The organism is Cohnella sp. GCM10012308, assembly GCF_042649185.1.
Classification (GTDB): domain Bacteria; phylum Bacillota; class Bacilli; order Paenibacillales; family Paenibacillaceae; genus Cohnella.
Genome location: NZ_JBHRYU010000053.1, coordinates 1 through 25,673, shown reverse-complemented (window position 1 = coordinate 25,673; position 25,673 = coordinate 1). Strand labels below are relative to the sequence as shown.

Here is a 25,673-nt window from a genome sequence, read left to right as displayed (position 1 = left end):
AGGCGCCCGCGTTTATTCCATCAACGACTCCCACAAGGCGAAAGTCGTTTCGAGCGTCTGCTGCTTCTCTTCCAGCTTGGCTTGAACCTCGCGCAGCCGGACGAAGTCCGTGCATACTTCCGGCAGCGCCATCTCTTCCTCAAGCGCCGCGACCTCCACTTCCAGCTTCGCGATATCGGCCTCGGCTTGTTCGCGCTTGCGCTGCTTGGCCCGTTCCTCGCGTTTGGCCTGCTTGTCCGCCTCATAGTCCGTAACCGGGGTTTGCGCGGTCTGGGCGCCTGCGCCTGCGGCGGAAGCGCCGCCGGAAGCGGAAGCCGCGGCCCATTCCTCCAGTTCGCGTTTTTTCGCGACCATTTCGTCATAATTTCCCAGGAAATGCGCCGCGCCATCCGGCCCGAGCTCCACGACGCGGTCCGCAAGCCTGTTCAGGAAGTAACGGTCGTGAGAAACGAACAGCAGCGTGCCGTCATACTCCTCCAATGCGCCTTCAAGCACCTCGCGGCTCCAAAGGTCCAGGTGGTTCGTCGGTTCGTCGAGCACCAGGACGTTGGCTTTCATCAGCATGAGCTTGGACAGCGCGACGCGCGCCTTTTCCCCGCCGCTGAGCGATCCGACCGTCTTGCGGACATCCTCGCCGCTGAACAGGAAGTTGCCGAGCACGGTGCGGATCTCCGCCTCGGGCAGCGTCGGATACCGGCTCCAGACTTCCTCCAGCACCGTATTGGAGGGAGTCAGGCCGCGCTGTTCCTGGTCGTAATACCCGAGCTGAACGCCGGTGCCCCAGCGGATCGTGCCTGCCGTCAGGGGAAGTTGGCCGACGAGCGCGCGCAGCAGCGTCGTCTTGCCGACGCCGTTGGGACCGAGCAGCGCGATTCGCTCGCCGCGCTTGACCTCGAAGCCCACGCGGCGGAAGAGAGGGCTGATGTCCTCTTTCGGCGAGGCCGAAGCGTCGTACACTTGCAGCACGTCTTTGCCCGTGCGGCGTTCGGCCGTGAAGGAGAAGCTCGCCTGCTTCAGCGTTCCCGGGCGCTCCAGCCGTTCGATGCGTTCCAACGCGTTCCGCCGGCTCTGCGCGCGGCGCGTGGTGGTGGCGCGAACGATATTTTTCTGGATGAACTCCTCCATCCGCTGGATTTCCTTGCGCTGCTGATCGTACAGCTTGACCTTCTGGGCGAAGTCCGCCGCCTTGAGCTCCATGAAGCGCGTATAATTGCCGGTGTAGCGTGTCGCCGCATGGCGCTCGATCTCTACAATAGAAGAGACGGTGGCATCCAGGAAGTAACGGTCGTGCGAAACGATAACCATCGCGCCCGAATACGTCCGCAAATATTGCTCAAGCCAGGTTAACGTGTCAATGTCGAGGTGGTTCGTCGGTTCGTCCAGCAGGAGCAGCTCGGGCTGCACGACGAGCAGCCTCGCGAGCGCGAGGCGCGTCCGCTGTCCGCCGCTCAGCGAGGAGACGACCGTATCGCGCGAAAAGTCGCCGAAGCCCATGCCGTGGAGCACGGCCTTGATGCGGTTGTTCATCTCGAAGCCGCCGGCTTCGCGGAACCGGTCGTTCGCGTCTGCGTACTGCGCGAGCAGCGCCTCGTAGCGGGCCGCGTCGGTTTGCTCCGCCGGATCGGCGATGCGCGCTTCGAGCCGTCCCAAGGCGCGTTCCTGCTCTAGCAGCGGGCCGAATGCGGCGTTCATTACTTCCTGGATGGTCAATTGCGGGGCCAGCCCGCTGTTTTGCGCCAGGTAACCGATTCGCAGCTCGCGCGGCTTGGACACGGAGCCTTGGTCGGAATCGAGTTCGCCCGCCAGAATCTTAAGAAAGGTCGACTTGCCCGCCCCGTTCACGCCGACGAGGCCGATGCGGTCGCGTTCGCCGATTTGCAGCGAGACGCCTTCTAGTATAGGTGTGACGCCGTAGTGCTTGACGATGCCGGATGCCTGTAAAAGCAAGAGGATTCCCTCCGAACGAGATCTTTGTAGTTGAAACAAGTTTATCGCAAATCCGCTTGGACGTCCAAAACGCATGATGGGCGGGCCGGGTGCCATGCCGCCCGATTATGTGAAAAAGCTCTTTGGCGTACCGTACGGAAAAATGATACACTGTTGCTATCTATGAATATGAATGGCAATAACGAGGGATGGCGGATGAACGCAAAGGAACCGGACGGCGCCGGGAAGCCCGCTTTGCGCAAGGCGATGGCGGCCAGGCGCGACGCGCTGGCGCAGGACGAGCGCGAAGCGCGATCTCGCAGGCTGTGCGACGTCGTCGTCGCGCAGGCGCTGCAACCGCTTAGCCTGCGGCTGGGCCGGACGCTGACCGTGGTATTGTACGGCGCGTTCCGATCGGAGGCCGATCCTGCCGGCGTGCTGGAATGGTGCGCCGCAGCGGGCCATCGAGCGGTCGCTCCCCGTATACGGGAGGACGGCAGCGGGATGGAGCTGCGGATCGTCGCTTCCAAGGCGGACTGGCGTCCGGAGCGCTATGGCGTGCCCAGCCCGGATCCGCTTCGCACGGCGCCGCTTGCGGCAGACGTGCGTCCCGACGCGGTGCTGGTTCCGGGCATGTCATTCGACCGGCAGGGTGGTCGGCTCGGCTACGGAGGCGGCTATTACGACCGATTGGCCGAGGCGCTGGGACCGGGGGGACTGCCTTACTGGATCGGCTTTGCCTATGCGCTCCAGTTGTCCGACGAAGCCTTGCCCAAGGAAGCGCACGATCTGGCGCTCCATGGCGTGGCGACGGAAGAAGGATTGATATGGTTTGCGGAGGAGGGGCCTTGATGACCGGCGGCGATGGGCGATTGACGCATTTTAACGAGCAGGGCCGCGCCGTCATGGTAGACGTATCGGACAAGGCGGTGACGGCGCGGACGGCCGTCGCGGAGAGCCGGATTACGATGGCGCCCGCGACGCTGTCGCGAATATTGGACCGTACCGTGGAGAAGGGCGACGTGCTGGCGGTCGCGCAGGTCGCGGCCATTCAAGCGGCCAAGCGGACGTCCGATTGGATTCCGATGTGCCACCCGCTGCCGCTGACCGGCGTTAACGTGCGATTCGGCACGAGCGGGGACGACACGCTGACCATCGAGGCCGAGGTCAAGACGACGGGCAAGACGGGCGTCGAGATGGAGGCGCTGACGGCAGTGTCCGCGGCCGCGCTGACGGTCTACGATATGTGCAAGGCGCTGCAGAAGGATATGGTGATCGGGCCGACCTTGCTGCAGAGCAAGACAGGCGGCAAGAGCGGGGATTACCGGGCGGAAGGTTAGGCCGATCGAGCCGAGCCGCCTGCGAAGTTTGAGGAGACGCGAATCGGGGGGGATGGGCATGATTTGGAAAGTAGCGCTGCTGACAGCCAGCGACAAAGGCTCCCGGGGCGAACGCGAGGATACGAGCGCGCAGGTAATCCGGGAGTTGGTCGAAGAGGAGCTTGGCGGGGAGATCGTCGACTATCGCGTCGTGCCCGACGAACAGGACGAGCTGCGCGCCGCCCTGATCGAGATGTGCGACTACTTTCAGGCCGACCTGGTGCTCACCACGGGCGGAACCAGTCTGGGATTGCGCGACGTGACGCCGGAGGCGACGCTGATGGTATCCGAGCGGACGGTGCCGGGCATGACGGAATCGATGCGCGCGGCGGTCATGCAGCGAAGCAGGCACTACATGCTCTACCGCGGCGTCATCGCCATTCGGGGACGCTCGCTGATCGTTAATTTGCCGGGCGACCCGAAGGGCGTCAACGATATGCTGATGGCGATCATGGATCAGCTGCCCGACGCCTTGCTCCTCGTCTCCGGCATCGGGAAGGACCGAGATTACTGATGAGCGGCAATTCCAGGCCTCAGGAGACCGTCCTTCGCGAGGTTAAGGTCGAGGACGCCATTGGATTGACGCTTGCGCACGACCTGACGCAGATCGTGCCGGGCGCCTTCAAGGGGCGGCTGTTCAGCAAGGGCCATCGCGTTACGGCGGACGATATTCCCAAGCTTAAGGATATCGGCAAGGAGCATCTCTACGTCATGGAGCTCGCGCCGGGCGATCTGCACGAGGACGACGCCGCGCTGCGGCTGGCTGCCGCGCTCGGCGGAGAAGGGATCGTTTACGGCGAGCCGCACGAGGGCAAGGTGACGCTTAAGGCTGGCGAACCAGGGCTCGCAGTCATCGCCCGGGAGGTCGTGGACGGGATTAACGCGCTCGGCGAGATCGCGCTCGCCACAATCGTCGGCGGACGCTTCGTACAAGCCGGGGAGGCGCTCGCCGCGTCCAGGGCAATCCCGCTTGTCGTGCCCCAAGCCAAGATCGAGGCAGCGGAACGGATCGTGGCGCGATACAAGGCAGAGCACGGCGGCGCGGACGCCGTCGCGGTCAAGCCGCTTTGCCGGATGCGTGCGGGACTGCTCTCCACGGGGACCGAGGTGTTCACGGGACGGATTGCGGACAAGTTCGGACCTGCTGTCCGGGCCAAGCTGGAGGCGCTCGGTTCTGAGTTGGCCGAGCAGCGCTTTGCGCCGGACGATCGACAAACAATTGTCAACCACTTGTACTACTTCCTCGAACAGCGTTATGATATGATACTGGTATCCGGCGGGATGTCCGTCGATCCGGACGACCGGACGCCGGGCGCAATCGCCGATGCGGGCGCAGATATCGTCAGCTACGGGACCCCGATGCTGCCGGGTTCGATGCTGTTGTTCGGATATTTGAGAGGCGTGCCGATCTTCGGACTGCCGGGCTGCGTCATGCATGATCCTTATACGTCGTTTGACGTGCTGCTCCCGCGCGTGTTGGCAGGAGAGACGATCACGCGGCAAGAGATCGCCGCGATGGGGTATGGCGGATTGCATCGCTGAACGTGCAGAACCTTTTCCGGTGGAACGGTTTTTTGGCAGGGCCGGGAATGAAGCGCTTTAAATGAACGTGCGATCACTGCGGGCGCTTTGTTGTGGGTTGAAGGCGGGCGGCCGTTTTTTCTTTTATTCGTTTTGTTTGTGTACTGAGGACATCATGACAGGGAGGGATAACCATGGGAGGTATTGGTGCATCGGGCTTGATCCTGCTGATCCTAATCGCCTTGCTGCTGTTCGGACCGAACAAGCTGCCTGAATTGGGCAAAGCTTTCGGCCGCACGCTGCGCGAATTTAAGAAGGGCGCGAACGATCTGATGGACGACAGCGAGCGTCCGGCTCGCCGCGAAGTCGCCGTCGCTCCGGAAGCGGAGCCGGCGAAGACCGAACGTCGTCTGCCTGAATAACGGGCGTAAGACCGTCAACGTACAGTATGGACGCGGGTAGCCCGGACGAACGGAACTCATGAATACGGAGGGCGGCTTGATTTTCGCAAGCCGTCCTGATTTTTTATGCCCGGAAGGGCGGAGGTCGCATATGGCGGAGCGCTCGGGCGCAAAGGCCGATACGATGGAAATGGGCGGAATGCCGCTCATGGAGCATATCGGAGAATTGCGGAAAAGGGTCATTTATATCATCATCGTGCTGGTCCTCGCGCTGGTCGGGGGCTTGTTCGGCGCAGAGCCGCTGTTCGATTATCTGGTCGACGCCGCGCCGTCGGGAGAAATCGACCTTAGCGCCTTCTCTCCGTGGGACGCGATCAGCCTTTATATGAAGTTCGCTTTTATTATTTCGTTTATCGTCGCGATCCCGTTTACGCTTTTCCAACTGTGGGCGTTCGTAAAGCCCGCACTCGGTAAAAAAGAACAGCGCGCGACGCTGCGGTACATACCCGGAGCGCTTTTCATGTTTTTGGCGGGGCTGGCATTCGCCTACTACGTCATTTTCCCGATGGCTTACTCGTTCACCGAGAAAGTCACGGAAAACCTGGGGTTGAAGCAGGTATACGGGGCCAACCAATATTTTAGCTTTCTTTTCAACATACTTGTGCCGATGTCGCTTTTGTTCGAGCTGCCGATCGTCATTTTATTTCTCACCCGGATCGGCATCCTGAGTCCGGATTTATTACGCAAGTTGAGGAAGCTGGCGTGGTTCGTCATGGCCGTGGTCGGCGTCGTCGTGACCCCGCCGGACGTCATTTCGGACCTGCTCGTTGCGGTGCCGCTCATTCTGCTGTATGAAGTCAGTGTGCTGCTCTCGGCAAGCGCCTACAGGAAGCGAATGCGACGGGCTGCCGAACGGGAAGCCGCATTGGACGAAGAGGATTAACGAAACATCGAAGCGTTTGCCGTATGAAGGGCTGGACCAGCCTTCGCGGCAGACGCTTTTTTGTCGATTCCACCGACTCCCGGGTACAGGCGAGACCATGCCGGCACGTTTTAAACAGTATCCCTTTAAATCAGGAAGCCTAATAACCAGGATTGATGAAGGTACCCGAGCGGAGCGAGCTGCAAGCGAGAAGAGAATGGGTGCAGGAGCAATTCGCCGCTGTAAGCGACCAAAGCAACGTTACAGGAACGACTAGGGAGTCGAAGTGTGCGGTAAGCGAGGAAAGCGAGGTTATAGGAGCAAGCCGCCGCTGCAAGCGACAAAAGCATCGTTACAGAAATGTCGAGGGAGTCGAGGCGCGCGGTAAGCGAGGAAATGGTGGTTACAGGTGAAGGATTTCTATGGACGACACATTTCCTGCGCCTTTCACATTCTTTCGATGACATGTCCTTGCAGAGACACAGAGGCACCTTCGTCTCGGCGGCATATAGGCGATTTGTCCGGGCTCCTGACCGAAGGGGATACCATTAAAACGGGAAAAGAACGACCTTATAGGGCAAGAGGACCGTTCGATTTAGGGCGCCCGATTCAACTTTGCCGACAAAAAATTAAAATCCTTTCATAAATTCGACATATTCCGATATTATCCAGAACGATCTTGTGCTAAAATGTGACTTAGAATTGAAATGGAAGTGCTTACATAGAAGTTGGCAAGCGACATTAATTCGGAGGGGTAAAGCATGCGCAATTCGGGTATCAGCTTGCAAACGAAGTTTTTGATCGGCTACGTCTCGATGGTCGTTCTGTTGGCGCTGTCTTTTATTTTACTGGCGGCAGCTTCAGTGTTCAAAGGGCATACGACGCTACTGGTTGAAGTAATCGTCATCTACGCGCTCATCCTGGTGGGCGGCGGCTCCGCGTTGTTGACCGTCTCGCGCAAGCTCCTGCATTCGATCGGAGGCGTGACGGGCACGCTCAAGAATATCGCGGGCTCGGGCGGCGATTTGACTCAGCGGATACCGGTTTATACGAAGGATGAGGTCGGCGACCTGGCGAATGCTGCGAACTCCATGCTAGACGGACTTCAGAAGATGATGAAGGAGCTCCGGGATAACACGGCCGAGCTCGCGGCTTCCGCCATTCAGCTGAAAACGGGCGCGGACGAAAACGCGAGAGTAAGCAGCGAAGTGTCCAGAGCTGTCGAACGCGTAGCGGCGGGCTCGGAGACGCAGGTATCTCAGTCGCAGCAGATCTCGGCCGTAATGACCGAGACGATCAGCGGATTGACGCAGGTTGCCACGACGACGACGGGCGTTTCGGATGCCGCTCAGCTGACGCGGGACCGGGCCGAGGGCGGCTCTACGCTGCTTCAGACGACGTCGAGCGATATCGCGCAGGTCGAGTCGGCGTTCCGCTCGCTGCAGGAGACTGTTCGCGGCCTCAATCACAAGTCCGAGAAAGTCATCGAAGTCATCGGTTACATTTCAGAGATTTCGAGCCAGACGAATCTGCTTGCCTTGAATGCGGCGATCGAGGCCGCGCGCGCGGGCGAGCACGGACGCGGCTTCGCCGTCGTCGCCGGCGAGATCCGCAAGCTGGCCGATCAGACGCAGCAATCCGCCGTGCAGATCGCGACGACGCTTGAGGCGATGTCCGGCGACATCACCAAGGTGGCCGCGATGTTCGAGCAGAGCGCCGAGCAGGTGTTCGGCGCCGTATCCGGCATGCAGCACGCGGAGTCGGCATTCAGAGAGATCGTCGGAGAAGTCGGCAAGCTGAGCGCCAACATTGGCGATGTCGCAGCGGCGGTCGAACAGATGTCCGCGGGCAGCCAGTCGGTGCAGCAGTCGATCTCCGATATCACGCGCGTCACGGAAGAGAACGCGTCCTTTACCGAGCAAGTCACCGCAATGAGCCAGCAGCAGCTGTCTTCTACGGAAGAGATGGCCCGTACGGCCGACAGGCTCAGCACGATGGCGGCCCGCTTGAAGACGCTGGTCGGCAACTTCAGAACGTAAGTGAACGCGAAAAGCCGCGTCGTAGGCGAATAGCCCGGGGCGTTTTGCGGAAACGATAAAAGGATGTCGAAAGAGCGCGGATCCGCACTTGATGCGGATCCGCCTTTATATTTTTAACGCAAAGGGACTTGAAATGGTTATCCAAAATCAGTATTATAGGTAGTGGTTATTAGCACTTAACATGATTGAGTGCTAAACTTCGCAAACTTCTCCGTAACGGAGTAAAAAAGGAGGCTATTTTCATGATCAAACCTTTGGGTGATCGCGTGCTTGTCGAAGCAAGCGCCAAGGAAGAAAAGACGCTGAGCGGTATCGTTCTGCCGGACACGGCCAAGGAGAAGCCGCAAGAAGGCACCATTATCGCAGTAGGCGCCGGCGCAGTCGGCAAAGACGGCGCGCGCATCGCGCTGGAAGTCAGCGTAGGCGATCGCGTTCTGTTCTCCAAATATGCGGGAACCGAGATCAAGTACGAAGGCAAAGAGTATTTGATTATGAAAGAAAGCGACATTCACGCGATCGTCGGCTAAGACGGCTGATTACCGCTGACATAAGCAACAGCAGGCAGTACCTATTTAATTAGGAACCAATTTCGAGGAGGGTTATTGAAGAATGGCTAAAGAAATCAAGTTTAGCGAAGACGCGCGCCGCGCGATGCTCCGCGGTGTCGACACGCTGGCCAATGCCGTAAAGGTAACGCTCGGACCGAAAGGCCGCAACGTCGTGCTCGAGAAGAAGTTCGGTTCCCCGCTGATCACGAACGACGGCGTGACGATCGCCAAGGAAATCGAGCTTGAGGACGCATTCGAAAATGCGGGCGCTCAGCTCGTCAAAGAAGTCGCGACCAAGACGAACGACGTTGCCGGCGACGGTACGACGACCGCAACGGTTCTGGCGCAAGCGATCATTCGCGAAGGTCTGAAGAACGTCACCGCAGGCGCTAACCCGATGGGCGTCCGCAAGGGCATCGACAAGGCCGTACGCGCGGCTGTCGAGCAACTTAAGGCAATCTCCAAGCAAGTCGAAGGCAGCAACGACATCGCGCAAGTCGCTTCGATCTCCGCGGCTGACGAAGAAGTCGGCAAGCTGATCGCCGAAGCGATGGAAAAAGTCGGCAAAGACGGCGTTATCACCGTCGAAGAATCCAAGGGCTTCCTGACCGAGCTGGACGTCGTCGAAGGCATGCAGTTCGACCGCGGCTATGTCTCCCCTTACATGATCACCGACACGGACAAGATGGAAGCTGTGCTGGACAACCCATACATCCTGATCACGGACAAGAAGATCTCCAACATCCAAGAGATCCTGCCTGTTCTGGAGAAGGTCGTACAATCCGGCAAGCAACTGCTGATCATCGCCGAGGACGTTGAAGGCGAAGCGCAAGCGACGCTGATCGTCAACCGTCTGCGCGGCACGTTCACTTGCGTAGCCGTCAAGGCGCCTGGCTTCGGCGACCGCCGCAAGGCGATGCTGCAAGACATCGCGGCGCTGACCGGCGGTCAAGTGATCACCGAAGAGCTCGGTCTTGAGCTGAAATCCACGAACGTGAACCAACTGGGCTCCGCCCGCCAAGTTCGCGTCAACAAGGAAAACACGATCATCGTCGACGGTGCCGGCGACTCGGGCGATATCAAGGCGCGCGTCAACCAAATCCGCGCTCAAATCGAAGAGACGACCTCCGACTTCGACCGTGAAAAGCTGCAAGAGCGTCTGGCGAAGCTTGCTGGCGGCGTAGCCGTCATCAAGGTAGGCGCAGCTACCGAGACCGAACTGAAAGAGCGCAAGCTCCGCATCGAAGACGCGCTGAACGCAACCCGCGCAGCCGTCGAAGAAGGCATCGTATCCGGCGGCGGCACGGCGCTGGTTAACGTATACAACGCTGTCGCAGCCATCGATGCGACGGGCGACGAGAAGACTGGCGTCAGCATCATCCTGCGCTCGCTCGAAGAGCCGATCCGCACGATCGCTGCCAACGCGGGCCAAGAAGGCTCCGTCATCGTCGAGCGTCTGAAGAAGGAAGAAGTCGGCGTCGGCTACAATGCCGCTACCGGCGAATGGGTCAACATGTTCGAAGCCGGCATCATCGATCCGGTGAAGGTGACCCGCTCCGCGCTGCAAAACGCGGCATCCGTCGCTGGCCTGTTCTTGACGACCGAAGCGGTCATCACCGACAAGCCTGAGAAGGACAAAGGGCCTGCCGGCATGCCTGGCGGCATGGGAGATATGGGCGGCATGGGCGGATTCTAATCGCCCCCTCGAATATAGCAATACCGGCCGGACTCCAATTGGAGTCCGGCTTTTGCGTTGCGGGAAATCGGCTACAGGGGTAATAGAACGGTTATGGGCACTTTTTTCACGCAACAAAATAAAGAAGAGGACGTGATCGGGATGGAATGGGAATGGCTGCTCCGTATCGCGGCCGCGGGGTTGTGCGGGACGATCATCGGCTACGAGCGCAAGAGCAAGATGAAGGAAGCGGGCATCAAGACGCACTTTATCGTCGGCATTGGCGCAGCGCTCATGATGGTGCTCTCCAAGTATGGCTTCGGGGACCAGCGCGATTGGCCGAATCTGTCGCTCGATCCTTCGCGGATCGCGGCGCAGGTCGTCAGCGGCGTCGGCTTTCTGGGGGCGGGCATGATTATATTGCAGAAGCAGACTGTCAAAGGGCTGACGACGGCGGCCGGCGTGTGGTCGACTGCGGGAATGGGCATGGCGATCGGCGCGGGCTTATACATCGTGGGCGGCGGTGCCGTCATTCTGATCGTGCTCGGACAGACGCTGCTGAAGCGCAGTATCGGCCGTCTCGGGCAGGCTTCTGCCGAGCATGTCGGAATTCGGATGGAGGACCGCGATGGCGCCATGGACGATCTGCTCGCCAAGTTGAAGCAGCTTCAGGTGTCCCTGATCGCGATTCAGACGGACCGGGACGATAAAGGAGAGGTCGCCGTCGATCTGTCGCTCAAGCTGCCGGCTTCCTGCGACAAGGAAAACTTGCTTGCGGCATTGCATGGATTGGGGCATGTACGCCGCATCGAATGGCAATAAAGCCAAAAAAGTGCGCAAAATACCGCAAGAAATGCAGGGGGACAGTTTTTCCAGTCTATGGTACAATGAATACGCTTCAATTCGGACGGAGCCGGGAATGCCATCCCGCAATACCTATTTGTCAAAAGGGGAAGATCAATTGTGCCTGCACTTGACATGCCATTAGAGCAGTTAAAAGAGTACCGGGGACGCAACCCGCGCCCGGCCGACTTCGACGAATACTGGGAGCGCGCGCTAGCCGAGCTGAAGGCGACCGATCCGCAGGTCGAGCTCGTCCCGAGCGAATTCCAGACGCCGCAGGCGGAGTGCTTCGATCTATATTTCACCGGCGTCAGGGGCGCACGCATTCACGCCAAGTACGTTCGTCCCAAAAACGTGCAGGAGCCGCATCCGGCCGTCGTGCAGTTCCACGGCTATTCGGGCAGCGCGGGCGATTGGGACGGCAAGCTCGCATTCGCCGCGCTCGGTTACTCCGTGCTGGCATTGGATGTTCGCGGACAAGGCGGACAATCCGAGGATGTCGGCGGCGTGAAGGGCAATACGCTCAACGGCCATATTATCCGCGGTCTGGACGATCATCCGGACAACCTGCTATTCCGCCATGTTTACCTCGATACGGCACAGCTTGCCGGCATTGCGCTCGGCCTGCCCGAGGTCGATCCGTCCCGCGTCTACGCTGCAGGCGGCTCGCAGGGCGGCGCGCTCACGATTGCGTGCGCCGCGCTTGAACCGCGTATTTCCAAGCTCGCGCCGGTTTTCCCTTTCCTCTGCGACTACAAGCGGGTATGGGAGATGGATCTGGCGAAGGACGCTTACGCCGAGCTGCGCGACTATTTCCGCCGCTTCGACCCGACGCACGAGCGGGAGGAAGAAGTATTTACCAAGCTTGGCTATATCGATCTTCAGTATCTGGCCGACCGCATCCAGGGTGAAGTACTTATGTTCGTCGGTCTGATGGACTCGGTCTGCCCGCCATCGACGCAGTTCGCAGCCTACAACAAGATCACGGCCAAGAAGGACCTGGTCATCTATCCCGACTTCGGTCACGAAGGCCTGCCCGGCTCGACGGACAAGACGATGCAGTTCTTTATGCGGGACTAATCCGGTATATCGTGTTATACTAATTAACAGCACGGACTCCCCCTGAGTGGGGGGGTCTGCTTTTGTTATTTCACCCGAGGAAGTGAATGGCTTTGAACGTTTCATGGAAGAGGAATCTGTACGTACTCTGGACCGGCGTGTTTTTTTGCAGCATGGCTTACTCGGCCGCCATACCGTTCATCCCTTTGTTCCTGAAAAACGACCTGGGCGTGCAGCATCACGTCAATCAGTGGTCGGGGTTCGCGTTCGGCGTTACTTTTCTCGCAAGCGCGCTGATCGCACCTTACTGGGGGTCGCTGGCCGACAAATACGGACGCAGACCGATGCTGATCCGATCGGGCTATAGTCTGGCGGCGCTGTACCTCGTTACTTATTTCGTGCACGATCCTTACGTGTTTCTCGCCGTGCGGGTGTGCCAAGGCTTGCTTGCGGGCTATGTGCCGGCTTCGATCGCGCTGGTCGCGACGAACACGCCGGAGGAAAAATCGGGATACGCGCTCGGCGTCATGGCGACGGCCGGGGCAAGCGGCGGCATCATCGGGCCGCTCGTCGGGGGCGTCGTGAGCCATCTGACGAGCAACCGGGAGGCTTTTTTATTTTCGGCGGCGGTCGTATTTATTTCGGCGTTGATCGCGAGCTTTTTCGTTAAAGAGGATAAGTTTAACCGGTCCTCCAAGCGATCGAGCATCCGCGACGATCTATCTCAGGCCATCCATAACCGTACGTTTGTTACGCTGCTCCTGCTCGTCGGGCTCAGCACCTTCTCCGTTATGATACTCGAGCCGCTGCTCACGATTTACATGACGCAGCTGGGCGGGGAGCAATCCAACGCTTCATTGCAGGCGGGCATCGTGTTCTCTGCCGTCGGCATCGCGACGCTGATCGCGGCGCCGCAGTGGGGCAAGATCGGCCAGCGGATCGGCTTCATCAAGGTGCTCGTCATCGGTCTCGCGGGCGGCGGCATCGGCAATTTGCTTCAATACTTCGTGGGGCATTATACGGAGTTCGGCGCGCTTCGCTTCGTGTACGGCCTGTTTTTCGCAGGCGTGTATCCCGCCCTTAACGCCATGATCGTACGCGTCACGGCGCCGGAGTTTCGGGGACGCGCTTTCAGTCTCAGCCAATCGTCCACGCAGCTGGCCACGATGCTCGGACCGGTGCTCGGCGGCTTGCTATCCGGCTGGATTCCGATCCGCTGGATTTTTGTATTGAATGGACTTATGCTGCTGTGCTCGGCCGTCCTGCTTTTCCGAAAGCGGCACCTGGACCGTCCTGACCCCAGCTCATCCGTGGAGGGCGCCGCATGACCGTTTTTTTGCATATTCTCGTGAACAACGTACTTCCGATTTCGATTTTGATCGCGCTTGGCATCGTACTGCAACGCAGCTTTAAGCTCGATATCCGAACGCTTTCGAAATTGAACTTTTATTTATTTTCTCCTGCTATCATGTTCAAGCTGCTGTACAATACGGCAATCTCGCTTTCCCTCTTCGGAATGGTCATGGCGTTTTTTGCCCTCTTTATGCTGCTACAATACGCGCTCGTTTCGGCGGTCGTGCGTTTTCGCGGATACGATCCGTCGATGCGCAGCGCCATGCAGTGCAGCGTTTTATTTTACAACAGCGCGAACTACGGAATACCGCTTAATCAGCTGGCGTTTCACAACAATCCCTATACACTGTCCGTGCAGGTGCTGATCATGATGATGCAGTCGCTCCTGCCCAATACATATGGCGTTTACAGCGTTAACGCGCACAAGTCGAACTGGGCGGAGATCAGGCGCGTCATTCTATCCATGCCGGTCATCTACGTAATTCCAATGGCGCTGCTGATGCGTTATTTCTCGGTCCCGTTGCCCGATTCTGTCGTGACTTCCGTGGATTATTTGTCCAATGCCTTTATCGGCACAGCGCTCATCACGCTCGGCGTACAGCTCGGCAGCATGGCATGGCGCATCAGTCGCAAGCTGCTGTCGGACATCGGCTTGTCCTTAGTGCTGCGCTTGGCTGCCGGTCCGCTGCTCGCATGGGGAGCATGCGAAATAATAGGCGCGCATGGCTTGCTGGCAAGCGCCTTGATCGTCTCGTCATCCGTACCCACCTCGCTCAGCAGCGTGCTGCTCGCCGTCGAGTTCGACAACGAGCCCGAGTTCGCCTCGCAGACGGTTTTCGCATCGACTGCAGTCAGCACGGTGACGGTAGCGGCGGTTATCGCGATACTGGGCGTCTAAAGACGAATTGCAAAAGTGTACTGTCACACACATCATTTCATTCGTGGCATGCAACTTCTCCTGTTCTGGAAGCGTCTGGATGTTAGGCGGCTACAGATCGGAGGGATGGTCGATGAGAAAATATGCGGTCTGCTGGATACTGGGCGCGCTGCTGATCTTGCAGGGGTGCGGAGCTCGCGAAGGTATCACGGGGGCGGGAAGCGGCGGAGGCATTCCGAATTCTCCTTCCGCATCCGCTTCGTCCGCACAGTTGCCCGGGCCGTCTGCGGAGGCCTTTAAGATGCCGGATGTCGTGCCGCATCTTGAAGTGACGGTCGGCGGCGCAGCCTTCGAAGCACAAAAGGGCGGCTATTGCTGGAACGACAAGGAAAAAGGCACCGGCGTATGCGCGGATGCGGCAGCCATGCCGCCGAGCTTCGAGGACGTCAAGGCCAAGCCGCTCGCCAACTCAGGCGACGAGATTGCGCTTGCCTGGTCGGGGGATCCGCCGGACAGCGTGCACAGTATCGCATATTTCCCCGGGTCGGAGCGACCCGGGGAGGCCATCGAGCTGCAGGATGGGAAGCTCCGAGTCGCAGCCGGCAAAGGAGATCAATTGTACGTGGTGACGGCGACCTGGCCGCAAGGCACGGTGCCTTACTTCTTCGGCATTCGCGCAGACGCCGACGAAGATGCTAAGGAGACAGCAGGGGCTGACACCGTCCTGCGCAAGCTTGCCTGGGAGGCCATGCCCGAAGGCGACAAGGCAACCGTCGTCGGGGATTGGCGGGAGGCGGAGATCGACGTGCCGGGCCTTCATCCGGCGGGCCTCACAGCCGTCAACGGGGAGGGAGACGTCATCGAGCTCCCTCAGGCCGGAAGCGAACGGTTGAGCACGGTGACCTTTCACACGAATAACGAATCCATGCTCGGACCGATGGTTGCGGTGATCGAGCGGGAATCGAACAAGCTGCTGGGCTGGCTGATCCGTTTTTGAACTCAAACTTCTTATACGACAGGTCGTTCTTGCCATAGGCGGGGACGGCTTATTTTAATGGACCTCACTGATCTGATTCTATGATCAATGAAGTCGGCAAGATCGGTTTTATGAATGAACGGGTAATCGGAAGGCGCTGGCGTTGCTGATAAAGCTTCTTGGTGTTCCTAAGCAGGAACAAGTCCGTCTGACCTAGCGTAAGGAGGTCTGGGAGTTTCTACGTAGGAACAAGTGCGGCATGCCTGGCTCATTAGACGCCTTGGTATTCCTAAGTAGGAATAAATCCGGCCGGACTGGCTTATGGAGGCTCGGAAGCTTCTAATGTAGGAACAAAATATGTCAGTCATGCGTATGGGACGCCTAGGTGTTCCTAAGTAGGAGCCGCGTTTGCATCTATTCTTCTCTGAAGGGTGCACATCGGCACCGGGTGATTCTCGATAAGTCTTGATTAAATGTAAAGAGAAATTACACAGTTGACAGCCACCCGGTATTACTCTATATTTAGGATATGTTACTTAACTAAATAAAGCATGTTCCGAAATGTTAGTTAATTATGAGGAGGAAAATAAAATGGCAAAATCCGCTTGGGGTATTGACGCTTCGCACAGTTCGATCGATTTTTCGATCCGCCACTTGATGATTTCGAAGGTAAAAGGCACGTTCCACACGTTTGAAGCGAACGTCAACGCGGACGCGGACGACCTGACGACTGCCGACATCGAGCTGTCCATCGACCTGTCCAGCATCGACACGCGCAACGCCGATCGCGACGCGCACCTGCGCAACGCCGACTTCTTCGATGTCGAGAACCATCCGAAGCTGATCTTCAAGGCGACCAACATCGTCAAGACCGGAGCAGGCGAATACGACGTCACAGGCGACGTGACGCTGCATGGCGTTACGAAGCAAGAAACGTTCGAAGTGACGTACGAAGGCGCTTCGAAGGATCCGTGGGGCAACCAACGCGCAGGCTTCAGCGCGAAGGGCAAGATCAAGCGCAGCGACTACGGCCTGACGTACAACGCTGCTCTGGAAACGGGCGGCGTCATGCTGGGCGACGACGTTGCGATCTCGCTCGAGCTTGAAGCCGTCAAGGCGTAAGCGAGCACCGAGGATCAACGCGAAGGACTGTTCCTTTAGTCATGAAAATGACCGAGGGACGGTCCTTCGTTTTTTTGTTGCCGAATATCCCGGTCCGCAGGTATATTATCGCTAACGGCGTCAGGCGGTTATCGGCGCGAACGCAAGGAGAATCGACATGCTCGAGATGTTTAGTTTCGACGCCTCAGTGCCGCTTCATCTGTTCGAATATAGTCTGAAAAGGGAGCGTACCGAGCAGCATTGGCACTCCTTTTTCGAGATCGGCTACTGCCTCGAGGGCTGCGGCACGTTTTTTATCGGGGAAGAGGCGGTGGCCGTCGAGCCGGGCACGTTGATGCTCTTCCCGCCTTACGAGCCTCATATCGCCATGGCGGCGGCGGAGGGGTGCCGGTTCACATTCGTTTATTTCAGCGAGTCATTATTTTCTGCCGAGGACCGGTATTTGCTGCGACCGTTCGCGCGGGCGGCCGCCTGGAACGAGTCCGAATGGCGTTCTCATCGGCCATCGGCTTTCGTTCATCCCGGTCCGCTGCTGGCCGCCATGCTTGCGGAGTACGAATCGAAGCCGTCCGCTTACGGCCCGCTTCTGCGCGCGTCGATGCTGACGCTCGCCGTCTGGCTGTACCGTGCCGAAGAGGCGCGATATGGGCGTAGGGAGTGGCGGGAGCGAAGCGACGCGCTCGAGCGTCTGCGACCTGCGCTGGATGCGGTGGCCGCGAGGTTCAGAGAGCCGTTCGGGCTGCGCGAGGCGGCGGAGGCGCTGTCGCTCAGCGAGTCGCGCACGCGTCACCTGTTCGTCGAAGGCGTCGGCAAACGGTTCAAGGCGTACCTGACGTTCGTTCGGGTGCAAGAAGCGAAGCGTCTGCTGGCGACAAGCGATCTTTCGGTGACGGACGTGTATCTCGCTTGCGGCTTTCAAAGCGCGGCTCCGTTTTATCGTTCGTTCGGGCAACTGGTGGGCTTGAATCCCCAGCAGTACCGCGAGAGATACATGGTCGAAGGATAGCCGTTTTTAAGAATACAATTGGGTCAAAATGAGATGAAAGCGTCTCCCGTTCGGGTTAAGGTGAGGATAGAAAAATCACCGATACCGAAGGGGTGCGTGAACGATGGCTGGATGGGAAAAGTTGAACGAGCTCATGCGCAGGGAAATCATTCAACGGGGAGAGGAAGGTTGTATCGTAGACGGGTTCGAGAGCCGGCTGGTGCAGTGCGGCGAGGACGACGGGGAGCTGATGGCACTGTACCGGGAATTAAGCGCGCTTGAGCCGAGCCCGGAATTTCCATTTGTCGAACCGTCGGATCTCGCGGGCATTCGTGCGCTGCGTCCCGACGCGAACCGCAACCGGGTCGGCAGCGTCCCTGAGCTAAGCGAAGCGGCTTGGCGCGACAAGTTTCTCGGCGCATGGTCGGGCAGGCTGAGCGGCTGCGCACTGGGTAAGCCGCTGGAGGCATGGCCGATGATGGGCGGGTCGAACGGCAATCCGGGCTGGCGCAACGTGCAGCTCTGGTTCGAAGGCGCCGATGCCTGGCCGATCCGCGGGTATACGCCTGAGCGGTCGCGTGCGGAGTCGGAGCACATCCTCATTTCAGAGTGGTGCATGAAGAGCACGCGCGAGCGAATTCGCTTTATGGAGAGCGACGACGACGTCCGTTACACGGTGCTCGGCCTGCTCATGCTGGAGGAGAAGGGGCTGGATTGGGATGCGTGGGATATCGGCAAGCTCTGGCATAGCAGATTGACCTACCAGCAGGTGTGCACGGCGGAGACGCAGGCTTATTTGAACTTCGCGCAGGTGACATCCCATATGAAGTGGGACAAGCCGGCGGATTGGGCGGTCAAGCAGGAGTGGGTGCGTACCTACCTCAATCCGTATCGCGAATGGATCGGCGCGCAAATCCGCGCGGACGGGTTCGCGTACGGCGCCGCGGGCAATCCGGAGCTGGCGGCCGAATTGGCTTGGCGGGACGCTTCCTTCTCCCACGTGAAGAACGGCATTTATGGGGAAATGTTCGTAGCCGCAATGATCGCAGCCGCCTTCGCGGAGACCGATCCGGAGCGGATCGTCGAAGCGGGTTTGCGCGAGATCCCGAGCACCTCGCGGCTAGCGCGCGACATTGCGCAGGCGGTGGACATCGCCAAGGACGCGAAGGATCAGCTTGATCTCGTCAGCCGCATCTGGGAGGCGTTCAAGCACTACGACGCGGTCCATACCAACAACAACGCGGCGCTGGTTGCGGCGGCGCTGATCCATTCGGGCGGCGACTTTGAAAAAGGAATCACGACCGCGGTGCTCGGCGGTTGGGACACGGACTGCAACGGCGCGACGGTCGGTTCGATTCTGGGCGCCAGCCTCGGCGCATCGGCCTTGCCCGCATCTTGGATCGAGCCGCTCAACGATACGTTTTACGCGGACCTGACCGGGTTCGACCCGATCTCGATCTCCGCTTGCGCGGAGCGGAGCTATCAGGTATTCCTCCGGATTCGCGAACAAGCGGCGGCGCTGGCCGGAAGATAAGGCAAGCCGATCTATTTTGCGCCTTCCCGACATAAGCATGAAGAGAGTTCGTCCGGCAATCGGCATGCTTAGGGAAGGGATGTGAAGTCCCGGATGCGCAGAAAATGGGGACGCTGGACGCTGGCCGGCAAGAGCTGGAGCCTGAGATTGCCCGCCGCAAGGGGCTGGAGGAGCGCGAAGAGTGCGAGAAGCGCGTCCTTCCGGCCGAGGATGTCATCCGGCTTCGGCAGAAGCAGGGGCTTCGTCGCCCGTCCTGCCAGGAGCAAGCCGGCCATGGCGAACCGAGCGTATTCCGTTCGGGCTCGCATGTCCGGCAGCCGCTCGAGAGGTACGCCGCGCCTTCCGCGCAAATATTTTTATGTCGCGCTGCTCGCGATCGCGCTGTTCGCCGCCGTTCAGTCCTTTTTGTACCTCGACCGCTATCTGAGGGAGCCGCTCATGTTCCTCGCCAAACAGAGAATTACCGAAATGGCCGTCCAGGCGATCAACGCCGCCATTACGGAGAACATCGCGGCAGGCGCGGACGGCAGCAAGATGGTGCAGTGGAAAACGAACGCGGACGGGAAAACGGCCGGCATCGAGATCGATTACAAGGAACAAATGCGGATTACCGCGCAGACGATCACCGTTGTCGAGAACGCTTTGAAGGAGCAGGAGGCGCTGCACGAGCGGATCCCGATCGGCCATGCCGTCGACAGTCCGTTCCTATCGTCGCTCGGTCCGAGCGTAGCGGTCAGGCTGCATCCGATCAGCACCGTGCAGGCGGAGGTGCGGACCCGCCAGTCGAGCGCGGGCATCAACAATGTCCTCGTCGAGGTGTATATCCACGTCGCGACCGAGATCGCGATCGTCATTCCGTTCGACCGGGAGCCCAACAGGATCGAGACCGACATTCCGCTCTCTTATGTAATGGTTGCGGGAGACACGCCGCTGTACTATTACGACGGCAGCGGCAATCCGGTGGGCAGCGGCGCTTCGCAGGCGCCGGTGCTGAGCTTGCCGGAGCCGGCGGCTGCTGCAAGTCCTTGACGCCGGCTTGTTCCCTCCGAAGCCGGACTGCTATAATACAGGCAGCTAGCATCGAGCGAGAATGGAGGTCGGCGACATGGAGCTTCGCATATCGAAGGCCGCGGCGGCTTGCTTCCTGGAGGAATGGGAATACAGACGGGGAGACAAGGTCCGCGTCTATGTCCGATATATCAGCGGAGGCAGCGAGCCCTACGGCTTCGGCATCATGCTGGACGATCCGGTGGATCCTGCCGCAGAAGCGGATGCGGACGGTCTTCATTTTTATATGGAAAGCAAGGACGTCTGGTTCATCGAGCACGGTACGCTTACGATCGACCGCGACGAAGGCGGCATCGCCTTTAAGGTCGGCTAAAGCGGGACCGGGGCCGCGTTTGGAGCAAAGGGGACCGTACCAAGGTCGTGCGATACGACAGCGGTGCGGTCTTTTTGCTGCGACATGCATTTGCCCGGAAGCGATGCTGCCGCAACGAGAGCGAATTGACAAACGGGCGGACGTCCGGGAAAATGACAAGCATACACTGATTACGCCGGAGGTCGAAGCCTTGAGCAAGATCGCAGTCATAGGCAGTATTAATATGGATATCGTGAATCAGGTCGAACAATTCCCGCAGCCGGGCGAGACGATCCACGGCCGCGGAACCGCGTACCAGCCGGGAGGCAAAGGCGCGAACCAGGCCGTTGCCGCCGCATTGGCGGGGGACGGGGCAGTCATGATCGGCGCCGTCGGCGACGACGCTTTCGGCAGCGTGCTGACCGATTCGCTGCGTTCGCGCAGCGTGGACACGGCGAACGTGTACGTGAAGGAAGGCTCGTCCGGGCTCGCATTCATCACGGTGTCCGAGAGCGGAGAGAATACGATCGTATTGTCCGCGGGCAGCAATGGCAAGCTGACGGAGACGGATGTCTCAAGCAACGCGTTGGCAGGCGTAGAGATCGCGCTGCTGCAGAACGAGATTCCGCCGGAGGTCAACCTGCATGCGCTTAAGCTGTGCGCGCAGCTGGGGATCAAGGCTTGCTACAATCCGGCGCCCGCTGCGAAGATTCCTGCCGAGGCGCTGCCGCTCATCGACACGATGGTCGTGAACGAGACCGAGGCGGAAGTCGTGAGCGGCTTGCCGGTGAACAGCCAGGAAGACGCCGAGCGGGCGGCGCGCGCGCTGCAGGCCGAAGGCGTCGGACGGGTCATCGTGACGCTGGGCGGCAAAGGCGCGCTTGCGCTCGATCGGGGCGGCGAGGCGCTGCGCGTGCCGGCCTTCAAGGTCGAGCCGGCGGACACGACCGCAGCAGGCGATACCTTTATCGGCGCCTACGCGGCCGCGACGGCGGCCGGCCTGGCGCTGGCGGAAGCGCTGCGCTACGCGGCGGCCGCGGCGGCGATCTCCGTGACGCGGCACGGCGCGCAAAGCTCCATTCCGGCGAAGGAAGAGATCGAGCGGTTTTTGCGGGAGCGGGCGTAAAAGAGGCGCGGTCGACGCAGAGGGGAGGCCACATTCGGTGGCCGAACGCCTCGCGAGCTGCATAAACAAAAACGGTGCCTAGGGGCGCCGTTTTTATTTGCGGATAGGCGGGAATACGTTATGGTGAGAGCGCCGCTGTGCAGAGTAACCCCGTAACTCATGCCGATGAGCGCAAATGGGACTTAACACCGCAGTAGTCGCGCTCCAGGCTGCGTCGATAGGTTTTTCCGTGTAACGAACCTCGGAGCGCGCAGACTCGCCGGAGATGCACGGTTTTTCCGTGTAACGAGCCGTGGAGCACGGAGTTTCGCCGGAGATGCACGGTTTTTTCGTGTAACAGAGCCGTGGAACGCGCAGACTCGCCGACTTCTTCGGCGCTACCCGCCGCCGCCCCGGCTGCGGTTTTGAAGCGCCTTGCGCTCGGATCGTTCCCAGCTGTGCAGCATCGGATACGGGTCGAACGCCCATTCCACCAATCCGCGGTCCCGGTAGATGCCGTAATGCAGATGCGGCGGGAATTTGCCCTGCGTGCCGGGTCTCCCGTAACCGGAGCTGCCGACCCACCCGATCACGCGGCCGGGCTCGACGACGTCTCCGGTTTTTATGCCCTTATCGAATCCCGACAAGTGCGCGTAGTAATGGTACAGGTTGTCGATGTCCCTGATTCCGATGCGCCATCCCCCGAATTTATTCCAGCCCTTGACCTCCACCACGCCATAACAGGTGCTGCGCACAGGTACGCCTTGACCGGCGAAGATGTCGGTCCCTTCGTGGATTCTCACGCCTCCCCAGCCGCGCCGGTTGCCCCAGGTGCTGCGGTAGGAATAGACGCTGCTCAGCGGCAGCGGGAATACGTGCTTGGACAAATTCAGCGAACCGAACGACGCGTAGAGCTTGTCGAATTGCTGGACCCGCTGCACCGCTCTAGAGCTCTGATAGTACTCCCACAGACCGATCGCCATATTGTCGGCGCCCGGCCCCTGCAGCATGGTCTGCCGGACGACCGTATAAAGCCGATCGACGTCGTTGTTCCTGTCGGCCTTCCCGTCGCCGGATCCGTCGCGTCCGATGCCGCCGAAAAAGGCGATCGTAAGCGGGGACTGATCCTCCTGCTTCGGATTGAGCGCGCCGGCCCACCGTTCGGGCGCTACATAAGCGCCGCTGACCGCCTGCTCGACGAGCGGGCGCTCCTTGGGCCGCAGCCGAGTCATCGAGCGCTCGTATTGATCGACGGCCGCCACTTTTTGCCAGGTCAATCCCGTGATCGCCGCGACCTGGTCGTACAGCTCGCGCCGCGCCTTGTCCTCGGCGCCGGGTTCCTGGCCGTGCGCTTGCGAAGTCAACGCAAAGCCCAGGGCGGATGCCGCTGCCGCCGCCAGCAGCGGATGCCGCAGGCGGCTCGCCTGCCGTCTTAGCCGTTCTAACATAATGCCACCTCGCATCGACTCCCCTTTCCCAAGTATCCGTAGCCTTTGCAGAACGTTGGTTTTTATGTGAATCATGCTATAATAAAGGACAGAAAGCGGGGGAATGGCATGAAGAACGGCGAGAAGACGCCCAAGCCCGACTGGCTGCGCATTAAGCTGACGACCGGCGACAACTACCAGGAAATCAAGCAGATGATGAGGACCAAGACCCTCCACACGGTCTGCGAAGAAGCACGGTGTCCCAATATATACGAATGCTGGGCGAATCGCACGGCAACCTTTATGATACTTGGCGATATTTGCACGAGAGCGTGCCGCTTCTGCGCGGTGAAGACGGGGCTGCCTACGGAGCTCGACTTGCAGGAGCCGGAGCGGGTGGCCGAAGCCGCCGAGCAGATGAACCTGCAGCACTGCGTCGTCACCTCGGTAGCGCGGGACGACCTCAAGGACGGCGGAGCATCGATCTTCGCGGCCACGATCAAGGCGATTCGGCGCAAGCTGCCGCTTTGCAGCGTCGAGGTGCTCATCCCGGACTTCCAGGGGGATCTCGAGTCGCTGCGTATCGTCATGGACGCCAAGCCTGATATTCTTAACCACAACATCGAGACGGTGGCGCGGATGTCCAACCGCGTGCGCGCGAAGGCCAAGTATCCGCGCTCGCTCGAGCTGCTGCGCAGAGCCAAAGAGCTGGCGCCGAATATTCCGACCAAGTCCAGCATTATGCTCGGCGTAGGCGAGACTTATGAAGAAGTGCTGCTGGCCATGGACGATCTGCGGGCGAACGACGTGGACATTCTGACGCTCGGACAGTATCTTCAGCCGAGCCCGGCGCATATGGCGATCGCGCGCTACGTCCATCCCGACGAGTTCAAGCAGCTCAAGGTCGAGGGCCTGGCGCGCGGCTTCTCCCACGTGGAGTCCGCGCCGCTCGTGCGCAGCTCTTATCATGCGCATTCGCAGGTGAAGTCCGCGGCAGCGACCGCGTCCTCGTCCGCCGTTCAAGCTACCGCAGAGACCGTGCCGGCGACGGCAGCGGCGGGCGGCTGCAGCTAACGCGCCGACGGCTATGATTACCTTATTCGCGCGCGGCCGACGATGGCCGGTGCACGGGAGACGGAAGGAGAGCCTTGCGTGATCTATCTGACCGGGAACAACGCTTATTCCGTTGTTCACGACCACAAGAACGGATGGAATCCCGAAGCGTTCCGGGAAAGATTTAGCGAGGTGCTGGAGCGCTACGATTATGTCGTGGGCGACTGGGGCTACAGCCAGCTGCGGCTGCGCGGTTTTTTTCGCGATCCGCAGCCCAAGGCGTCCAAGGAATCGGTCATTTCGCACTTGTATGAATATATACACGAGTACTGCAATTTCGGCTGCGCTTACTTCGTAATCGAAAAGCTCGATCCTGCCGCCGTGCCCGAAGGCGCGGGCGTCCGGCTGGAGGAGCTGCCGACCGCCGCGCCTGCAGCCGAGCAGGCCGAAGGCGACGGTGAGGGCGGCCAAGAGGGCGAGCCGGCTGCTCAAGCTCCTGCAGCCGCGATCTCGCTGCCGACCGGCGGCCTGCTCATGCGCTGGCCGCTCAAGGAACGGCCGGGAGGCCGGGTGCCGGGGACGAGTCCGTCCGCGGTCGCTCGCGCCGTGTCCGAAGGCGCGGAGCGGCGGGCAGCCGCCGCGCAGACCGCGGCTGCGAGCGCGCGCGACGAGATGTACGGACGCGGCAGTCCCTTCGACGCCGCCCGCCAGGATCGCGGCGGCGACAGCCGGGACCGCAAGCCGGGAGGCGGCGGTTACCGCGGCGCTTCAAGCGGCGGCGGGTACGAGCGGAGAACCCAAGGCGGCGGCTACAACAAGCAGCATCCGAGGGACGGCGGCGATCGCGCGACGACGTCCGGCGCCGAGGGCGGCGGTTATCGCGGCGGAGGCCACAAATCCGGCGGTGCGCCGGACGGCGGACATCGCAGCGGCGGCGCGCCGGGCAAGTGGCAGAACAAGAATCGGCGCCGCGGACCGCAAGGCGGCGGACAGCCGGGAGGACCGATGCCTGGCGGCGGGAATTCGCAATCGAGGTATGCCTCCGGCGCCGGTCAGCAGCAAGGCCAGCCTTCCGGCAAGCCGCGGTATGACGGGGGCCAACGGCCCGAGCAGGGGCAGCGAGGCGATCGGACCGACCATGGCCAACAACAACGGCCGGAGCACGGACAGCGGAGCGAGCGGCCCGGCGGCGGCGTTTCCCGATCGAGCGGCGCACCGCGTGCCGACGGCGGGGGCAGGCCCGACCGGGGCGCGCCGGCGGGCGAATAAGCTTTGTAAAGAAAGACCGGCAGTGCGGCGGAACGAAGGCCGCACTGCCGGTCTTTCTCATGTTCGGTGAACCTTTCTTCCTGACTCAACGGCGGTGAATCCTAGAAGATTAAGCGCGCTTACGGCCTTGCGGAGCTATTCGGATGCTTGGCGATTCGAAAAGCCTGCGATAACTCCTAGGCCCCCTAATCAAATTGGAGTCCCTCCCTACAATGTTTTAAACTAGGGATAAGGGAGATGAGCGGGATGGGAAAAAGGTTAAAGGAAGAAACACGGCTTAGAATTGTTAAGGAAGCATT

The 25,673-nt window shown here is 60.2% G+C and carries 24 protein-coding genes; 22 read left to right on the top strand and 2 right to left on the bottom strand.

Features of this window, described 5'->3' with window-relative positions; all coding sequences use genetic code 11:
- Nucleotides 1–12: 12 nt before the first annotated feature.
- Nucleotides 13–1,947 (bottom strand): ABC-F family ATP-binding cassette domain-containing protein, encoded by a 1,935-nt coding sequence (locus ACFOTD_RS32715; protein WP_378124189.1) that lies wholly within the window; start codon nucleotides 1,945–1,947, stop codon nucleotides 13–15.
- Nucleotides 1,948–2,142: 195 nt separating this feature from the next.
- On the opposite strand from ACFOTD_RS32715, the gene ACFOTD_RS32710 reads away from it, so the two are divergent.
- From ACFOTD_RS32710 to rbsK, 20 genes are all read left to right on the top strand, one after another.
- Nucleotides 2,143–2,778: a 5-formyltetrahydrofolate cyclo-ligase gene (locus tag ACFOTD_RS32710; protein ID WP_378124188.1), complete on the top strand. Its 636-nt coding sequence runs from the start codon at nucleotides 2,143–2,145 to the stop codon at nucleotides 2,776–2,778.
- Nucleotides 2,778–3,266: a cyclic pyranopterin monophosphate synthase MoaC gene (gene moaC, locus ACFOTD_RS32705; RefSeq protein WP_378124187.1), complete on the top strand. Its 489-nt coding sequence runs from the start codon at nucleotides 2,778–2,780 to the stop codon at nucleotides 3,264–3,266. Before ACFOTD_RS32710 ends, moaC begins: the two co-directional genes overlap by 1 nt.
- 58 nt (nucleotides 3,267–3,324) lie before the next feature.
- On the top strand, nucleotides 3,325–3,819 hold the full coding sequence (locus ACFOTD_RS32700) for a MogA/MoaB family molybdenum cofactor biosynthesis protein (protein ID WP_378124186.1): 495 nt from the start codon (nucleotides 3,325–3,327) through the stop codon (nucleotides 3,817–3,819).
- Nucleotides 3,819–4,847 carry a molybdopterin-binding protein gene (locus ACFOTD_RS32695; protein WP_378124185.1) on the top strand — a complete coding sequence of 343 codons (1,029 nt, stop codon included), beginning with the start codon at nucleotides 3,819–3,821 and terminating at the stop codon, nucleotides 4,845–4,847. Before ACFOTD_RS32700 ends, ACFOTD_RS32695 begins: the two co-directional genes overlap by 1 nt.
- A 173-nt stretch (nucleotides 4,848–5,020) precedes the next feature.
- A complete protein-coding gene (gene tatA / locus ACFOTD_RS32690) occupies nucleotides 5,021–5,248 on the top strand; it encodes a twin-arginine translocase TatA/TatE family subunit (RefSeq protein WP_378124184.1) in 228 nt (75 codons plus the stop codon).
- A gap of 130 nt (nucleotides 5,249–5,378) precedes the next feature.
- Entirely contained in the window at nucleotides 5,379–6,170 is a 792-nt protein-coding gene (gene tatC, locus ACFOTD_RS32685; RefSeq protein ID WP_378124183.1) for a twin-arginine translocase subunit TatC, read from the top strand.
- Nucleotides 6,171–6,910: 740 nt separating this feature from the next.
- Entirely contained in the window at nucleotides 6,911–8,188 is a 1,278-nt protein-coding gene (locus ACFOTD_RS32680; RefSeq protein ID WP_378124181.1) for a methyl-accepting chemotaxis protein, read from the top strand.
- Nucleotides 8,189–8,430: 242 nt separating this feature from the next.
- On the top strand, nucleotides 8,431–8,715 hold the full coding sequence (groES, locus tag ACFOTD_RS32675) for a co-chaperone GroES (RefSeq protein ID WP_090110743.1): 285 nt from the start codon (nucleotides 8,431–8,433) through the stop codon (nucleotides 8,713–8,715).
- Between the two features lie 82 nt (nucleotides 8,716–8,797).
- Nucleotides 8,798–10,432, top strand: a complete 1,635-nt coding sequence (groL, locus tag ACFOTD_RS32670) for a chaperonin GroEL (RefSeq protein ID WP_378124180.1) — start codon at nucleotides 8,798–8,800, stop codon at nucleotides 10,430–10,432.
- A gap of 141 nt (nucleotides 10,433–10,573) precedes the next feature.
- Complete coding sequence (locus ACFOTD_RS32665) at nucleotides 10,574–11,233, top strand: MgtC/SapB family protein (RefSeq protein ID WP_378124179.1); 660 nt, start codon at nucleotides 10,574–10,576, stop codon at nucleotides 11,231–11,233.
- A 141-nt stretch (nucleotides 11,234–11,374) separates the two neighbouring features.
- On the top strand, nucleotides 11,375–12,334 hold the full coding sequence (locus tag ACFOTD_RS32660) for an alpha/beta fold hydrolase (RefSeq protein WP_378124178.1): 960 nt from the start codon (nucleotides 11,375–11,377) through the stop codon (nucleotides 12,332–12,334).
- A gap of 92 nt (nucleotides 12,335–12,426) precedes the next feature.
- A complete protein-coding gene (locus ACFOTD_RS32655) occupies nucleotides 12,427–13,641 on the top strand; it encodes an MFS transporter (protein WP_378124177.1) in 1,215 nt (404 codons plus the stop codon).
- Nucleotides 13,638–14,564 (top strand): AEC family transporter, encoded by a 927-nt coding sequence (locus ACFOTD_RS32650; RefSeq protein WP_378124176.1) that lies wholly within the window; start codon nucleotides 13,638–13,640, stop codon nucleotides 14,562–14,564. Before ACFOTD_RS32655 ends, ACFOTD_RS32650 begins: the two co-directional genes overlap by 4 nt.
- Nucleotides 14,565–14,676: 112 nt before the next feature.
- Nucleotides 14,677–15,540 carry a hypothetical protein gene (locus ACFOTD_RS32645; RefSeq protein ID WP_378124175.1) on the top strand — a complete coding sequence of 288 codons (864 nt, stop codon included), beginning with the start codon at nucleotides 14,677–14,679 and terminating at the stop codon, nucleotides 15,538–15,540.
- A gap of 570 nt (nucleotides 15,541–16,110) precedes the next feature.
- Nucleotides 16,111–16,641: a YceI family protein gene (locus ACFOTD_RS32640; RefSeq protein WP_282907230.1), complete on the top strand. Its 531-nt coding sequence runs from the start codon at nucleotides 16,111–16,113 to the stop codon at nucleotides 16,639–16,641.
- Between the two features lie 157 nt (nucleotides 16,642–16,798).
- On the top strand, nucleotides 16,799–17,647 hold the full coding sequence (locus tag ACFOTD_RS32635) for a helix-turn-helix domain-containing protein (protein WP_378124174.1): 849 nt from the start codon (nucleotides 16,799–16,801) through the stop codon (nucleotides 17,645–17,647).
- A 103-nt stretch (nucleotides 17,648–17,750) separates the two neighbouring features.
- Nucleotides 17,751–19,160, top strand: coding sequence for an ADP-ribosylglycohydrolase family protein (locus tag ACFOTD_RS32630; RefSeq protein ID WP_378124173.1), 1,410 nt, complete (start codon nucleotides 17,751–17,753; stop codon nucleotides 19,158–19,160).
- A gap of 93 nt (nucleotides 19,161–19,253) precedes the next feature.
- Entirely contained in the window at nucleotides 19,254–20,189 is a 936-nt protein-coding gene (gene yunB / locus ACFOTD_RS32625; RefSeq protein ID WP_378124172.1) for a sporulation protein YunB, read from the top strand.
- Nucleotides 20,190–20,265: 76 nt separating this feature from the next.
- Complete coding sequence (locus ACFOTD_RS32620) at nucleotides 20,266–20,541, top strand: Fe-S cluster assembly protein HesB (protein WP_277564527.1); 276 nt, start codon at nucleotides 20,266–20,268, stop codon at nucleotides 20,539–20,541.
- Nucleotides 20,542–20,731: 190 nt separating this feature from the next.
- On the top strand, nucleotides 20,732–21,646 hold the full coding sequence (rbsK, locus tag ACFOTD_RS32615) for a ribokinase (protein WP_378124171.1): 915 nt from the start codon (nucleotides 20,732–20,734) through the stop codon (nucleotides 21,644–21,646).
- A 377-nt stretch (nucleotides 21,647–22,023) separates the two neighbouring features.
- Here the strand turns inward: rbsK and ACFOTD_RS32610 are convergent, their stop codons facing one another.
- Nucleotides 22,024–23,073, bottom strand: a complete 1,050-nt coding sequence (locus ACFOTD_RS32610) for a M23 family metallopeptidase (RefSeq protein ID WP_378124169.1) — start codon at nucleotides 23,071–23,073, stop codon at nucleotides 22,024–22,026.
- Nucleotides 23,074–23,181: 108 nt separating this feature from the next.
- On the opposite strand from ACFOTD_RS32610, the gene lipA reads away from it, so the two are divergent.
- Together lipA and ACFOTD_RS32600 are read left to right on the top strand one after the other, a co-directional pair.
- On the top strand, nucleotides 23,182–24,126 hold the full coding sequence (gene lipA, locus ACFOTD_RS32605) for a lipoyl synthase (RefSeq protein ID WP_378124168.1): 945 nt from the start codon (nucleotides 23,182–23,184) through the stop codon (nucleotides 24,124–24,126).
- Nucleotides 24,127–24,204: 78 nt separating this feature from the next.
- Complete coding sequence (locus tag ACFOTD_RS32600) at nucleotides 24,205–25,374, top strand: YutD-like domain-containing protein (RefSeq protein ID WP_378124167.1); 1,170 nt, start codon at nucleotides 24,205–24,207, stop codon at nucleotides 25,372–25,374.
- Nucleotides 25,375–25,673: the final 299 nt, after the last annotated feature.

Coding starts and splice junctions, on each gene's coding strand:
- ACFOTD_RS32710 (WP_378124188.1), top strand. CDS start 2,143: ATGAACGCAAAGGAACCGGACGGCGCCGGGAAGCCCGCTTTGCGCAAG.
- moaC (WP_378124187.1), top strand. CDS start 2,778: ATGACCGGCGGCGATGGGCGATTGACGCATTTTAACGAGCAGGGCCGC.
- ACFOTD_RS32700 (WP_378124186.1), top strand. CDS start 3,325: ATGATTTGGAAAGTAGCGCTGCTGACAGCCAGCGACAAAGGCTCCCGG.
- ACFOTD_RS32695 (WP_378124185.1), top strand. CDS start 3,819: ATGAGCGGCAATTCCAGGCCTCAGGAGACCGTCCTTCGCGAGGTTAAG.
- tatA (WP_378124184.1), top strand. CDS start 5,021: ATGGGAGGTATTGGTGCATCGGGCTTGATCCTGCTGATCCTAATCGCC.
- tatC (WP_378124183.1), top strand. CDS start 5,379: ATGGCGGAGCGCTCGGGCGCAAAGGCCGATACGATGGAAATGGGCGGA.
- ACFOTD_RS32680 (WP_378124181.1), top strand. CDS start 6,911: ATGCGCAATTCGGGTATCAGCTTGCAAACGAAGTTTTTGATCGGCTAC.
- groES (WP_090110743.1), top strand. CDS start 8,431: ATGATCAAACCTTTGGGTGATCGCGTGCTTGTCGAAGCAAGCGCCAAG.
- groL (WP_378124180.1), top strand. CDS start 8,798: ATGGCTAAAGAAATCAAGTTTAGCGAAGACGCGCGCCGCGCGATGCTC.
- ACFOTD_RS32665 (WP_378124179.1), top strand. CDS start 10,574: ATGGAATGGGAATGGCTGCTCCGTATCGCGGCCGCGGGGTTGTGCGGG.
- ACFOTD_RS32650 (WP_378124176.1), top strand. CDS start 13,638: ATGACCGTTTTTTTGCATATTCTCGTGAACAACGTACTTCCGATTTCG.
- ACFOTD_RS32645 (WP_378124175.1), top strand. CDS start 14,677: ATGAGAAAATATGCGGTCTGCTGGATACTGGGCGCGCTGCTGATCTTG.
- ACFOTD_RS32640 (WP_282907230.1), top strand. CDS start 16,111: ATGGCAAAATCCGCTTGGGGTATTGACGCTTCGCACAGTTCGATCGAT.
- ACFOTD_RS32635 (WP_378124174.1), top strand. CDS start 16,799: ATGCTCGAGATGTTTAGTTTCGACGCCTCAGTGCCGCTTCATCTGTTC.
- ACFOTD_RS32630 (WP_378124173.1), top strand. CDS start 17,751: ATGGCTGGATGGGAAAAGTTGAACGAGCTCATGCGCAGGGAAATCATT.
- yunB (WP_378124172.1), top strand. CDS start 19,254: ATGCGCAGAAAATGGGGACGCTGGACGCTGGCCGGCAAGAGCTGGAGC.
- ACFOTD_RS32620 (WP_277564527.1), top strand. CDS start 20,266: ATGGAGCTTCGCATATCGAAGGCCGCGGCGGCTTGCTTCCTGGAGGAA.
- ACFOTD_RS32610 (WP_378124169.1), bottom strand. CDS start 23,073: ATGTTAGAACGGCTAAGACGGCAGGCGAGCCGCCTGCGGCATCCGCTG.
- lipA (WP_378124168.1), top strand. CDS start 23,182: ATGAAGAACGGCGAGAAGACGCCCAAGCCCGACTGGCTGCGCATTAAG.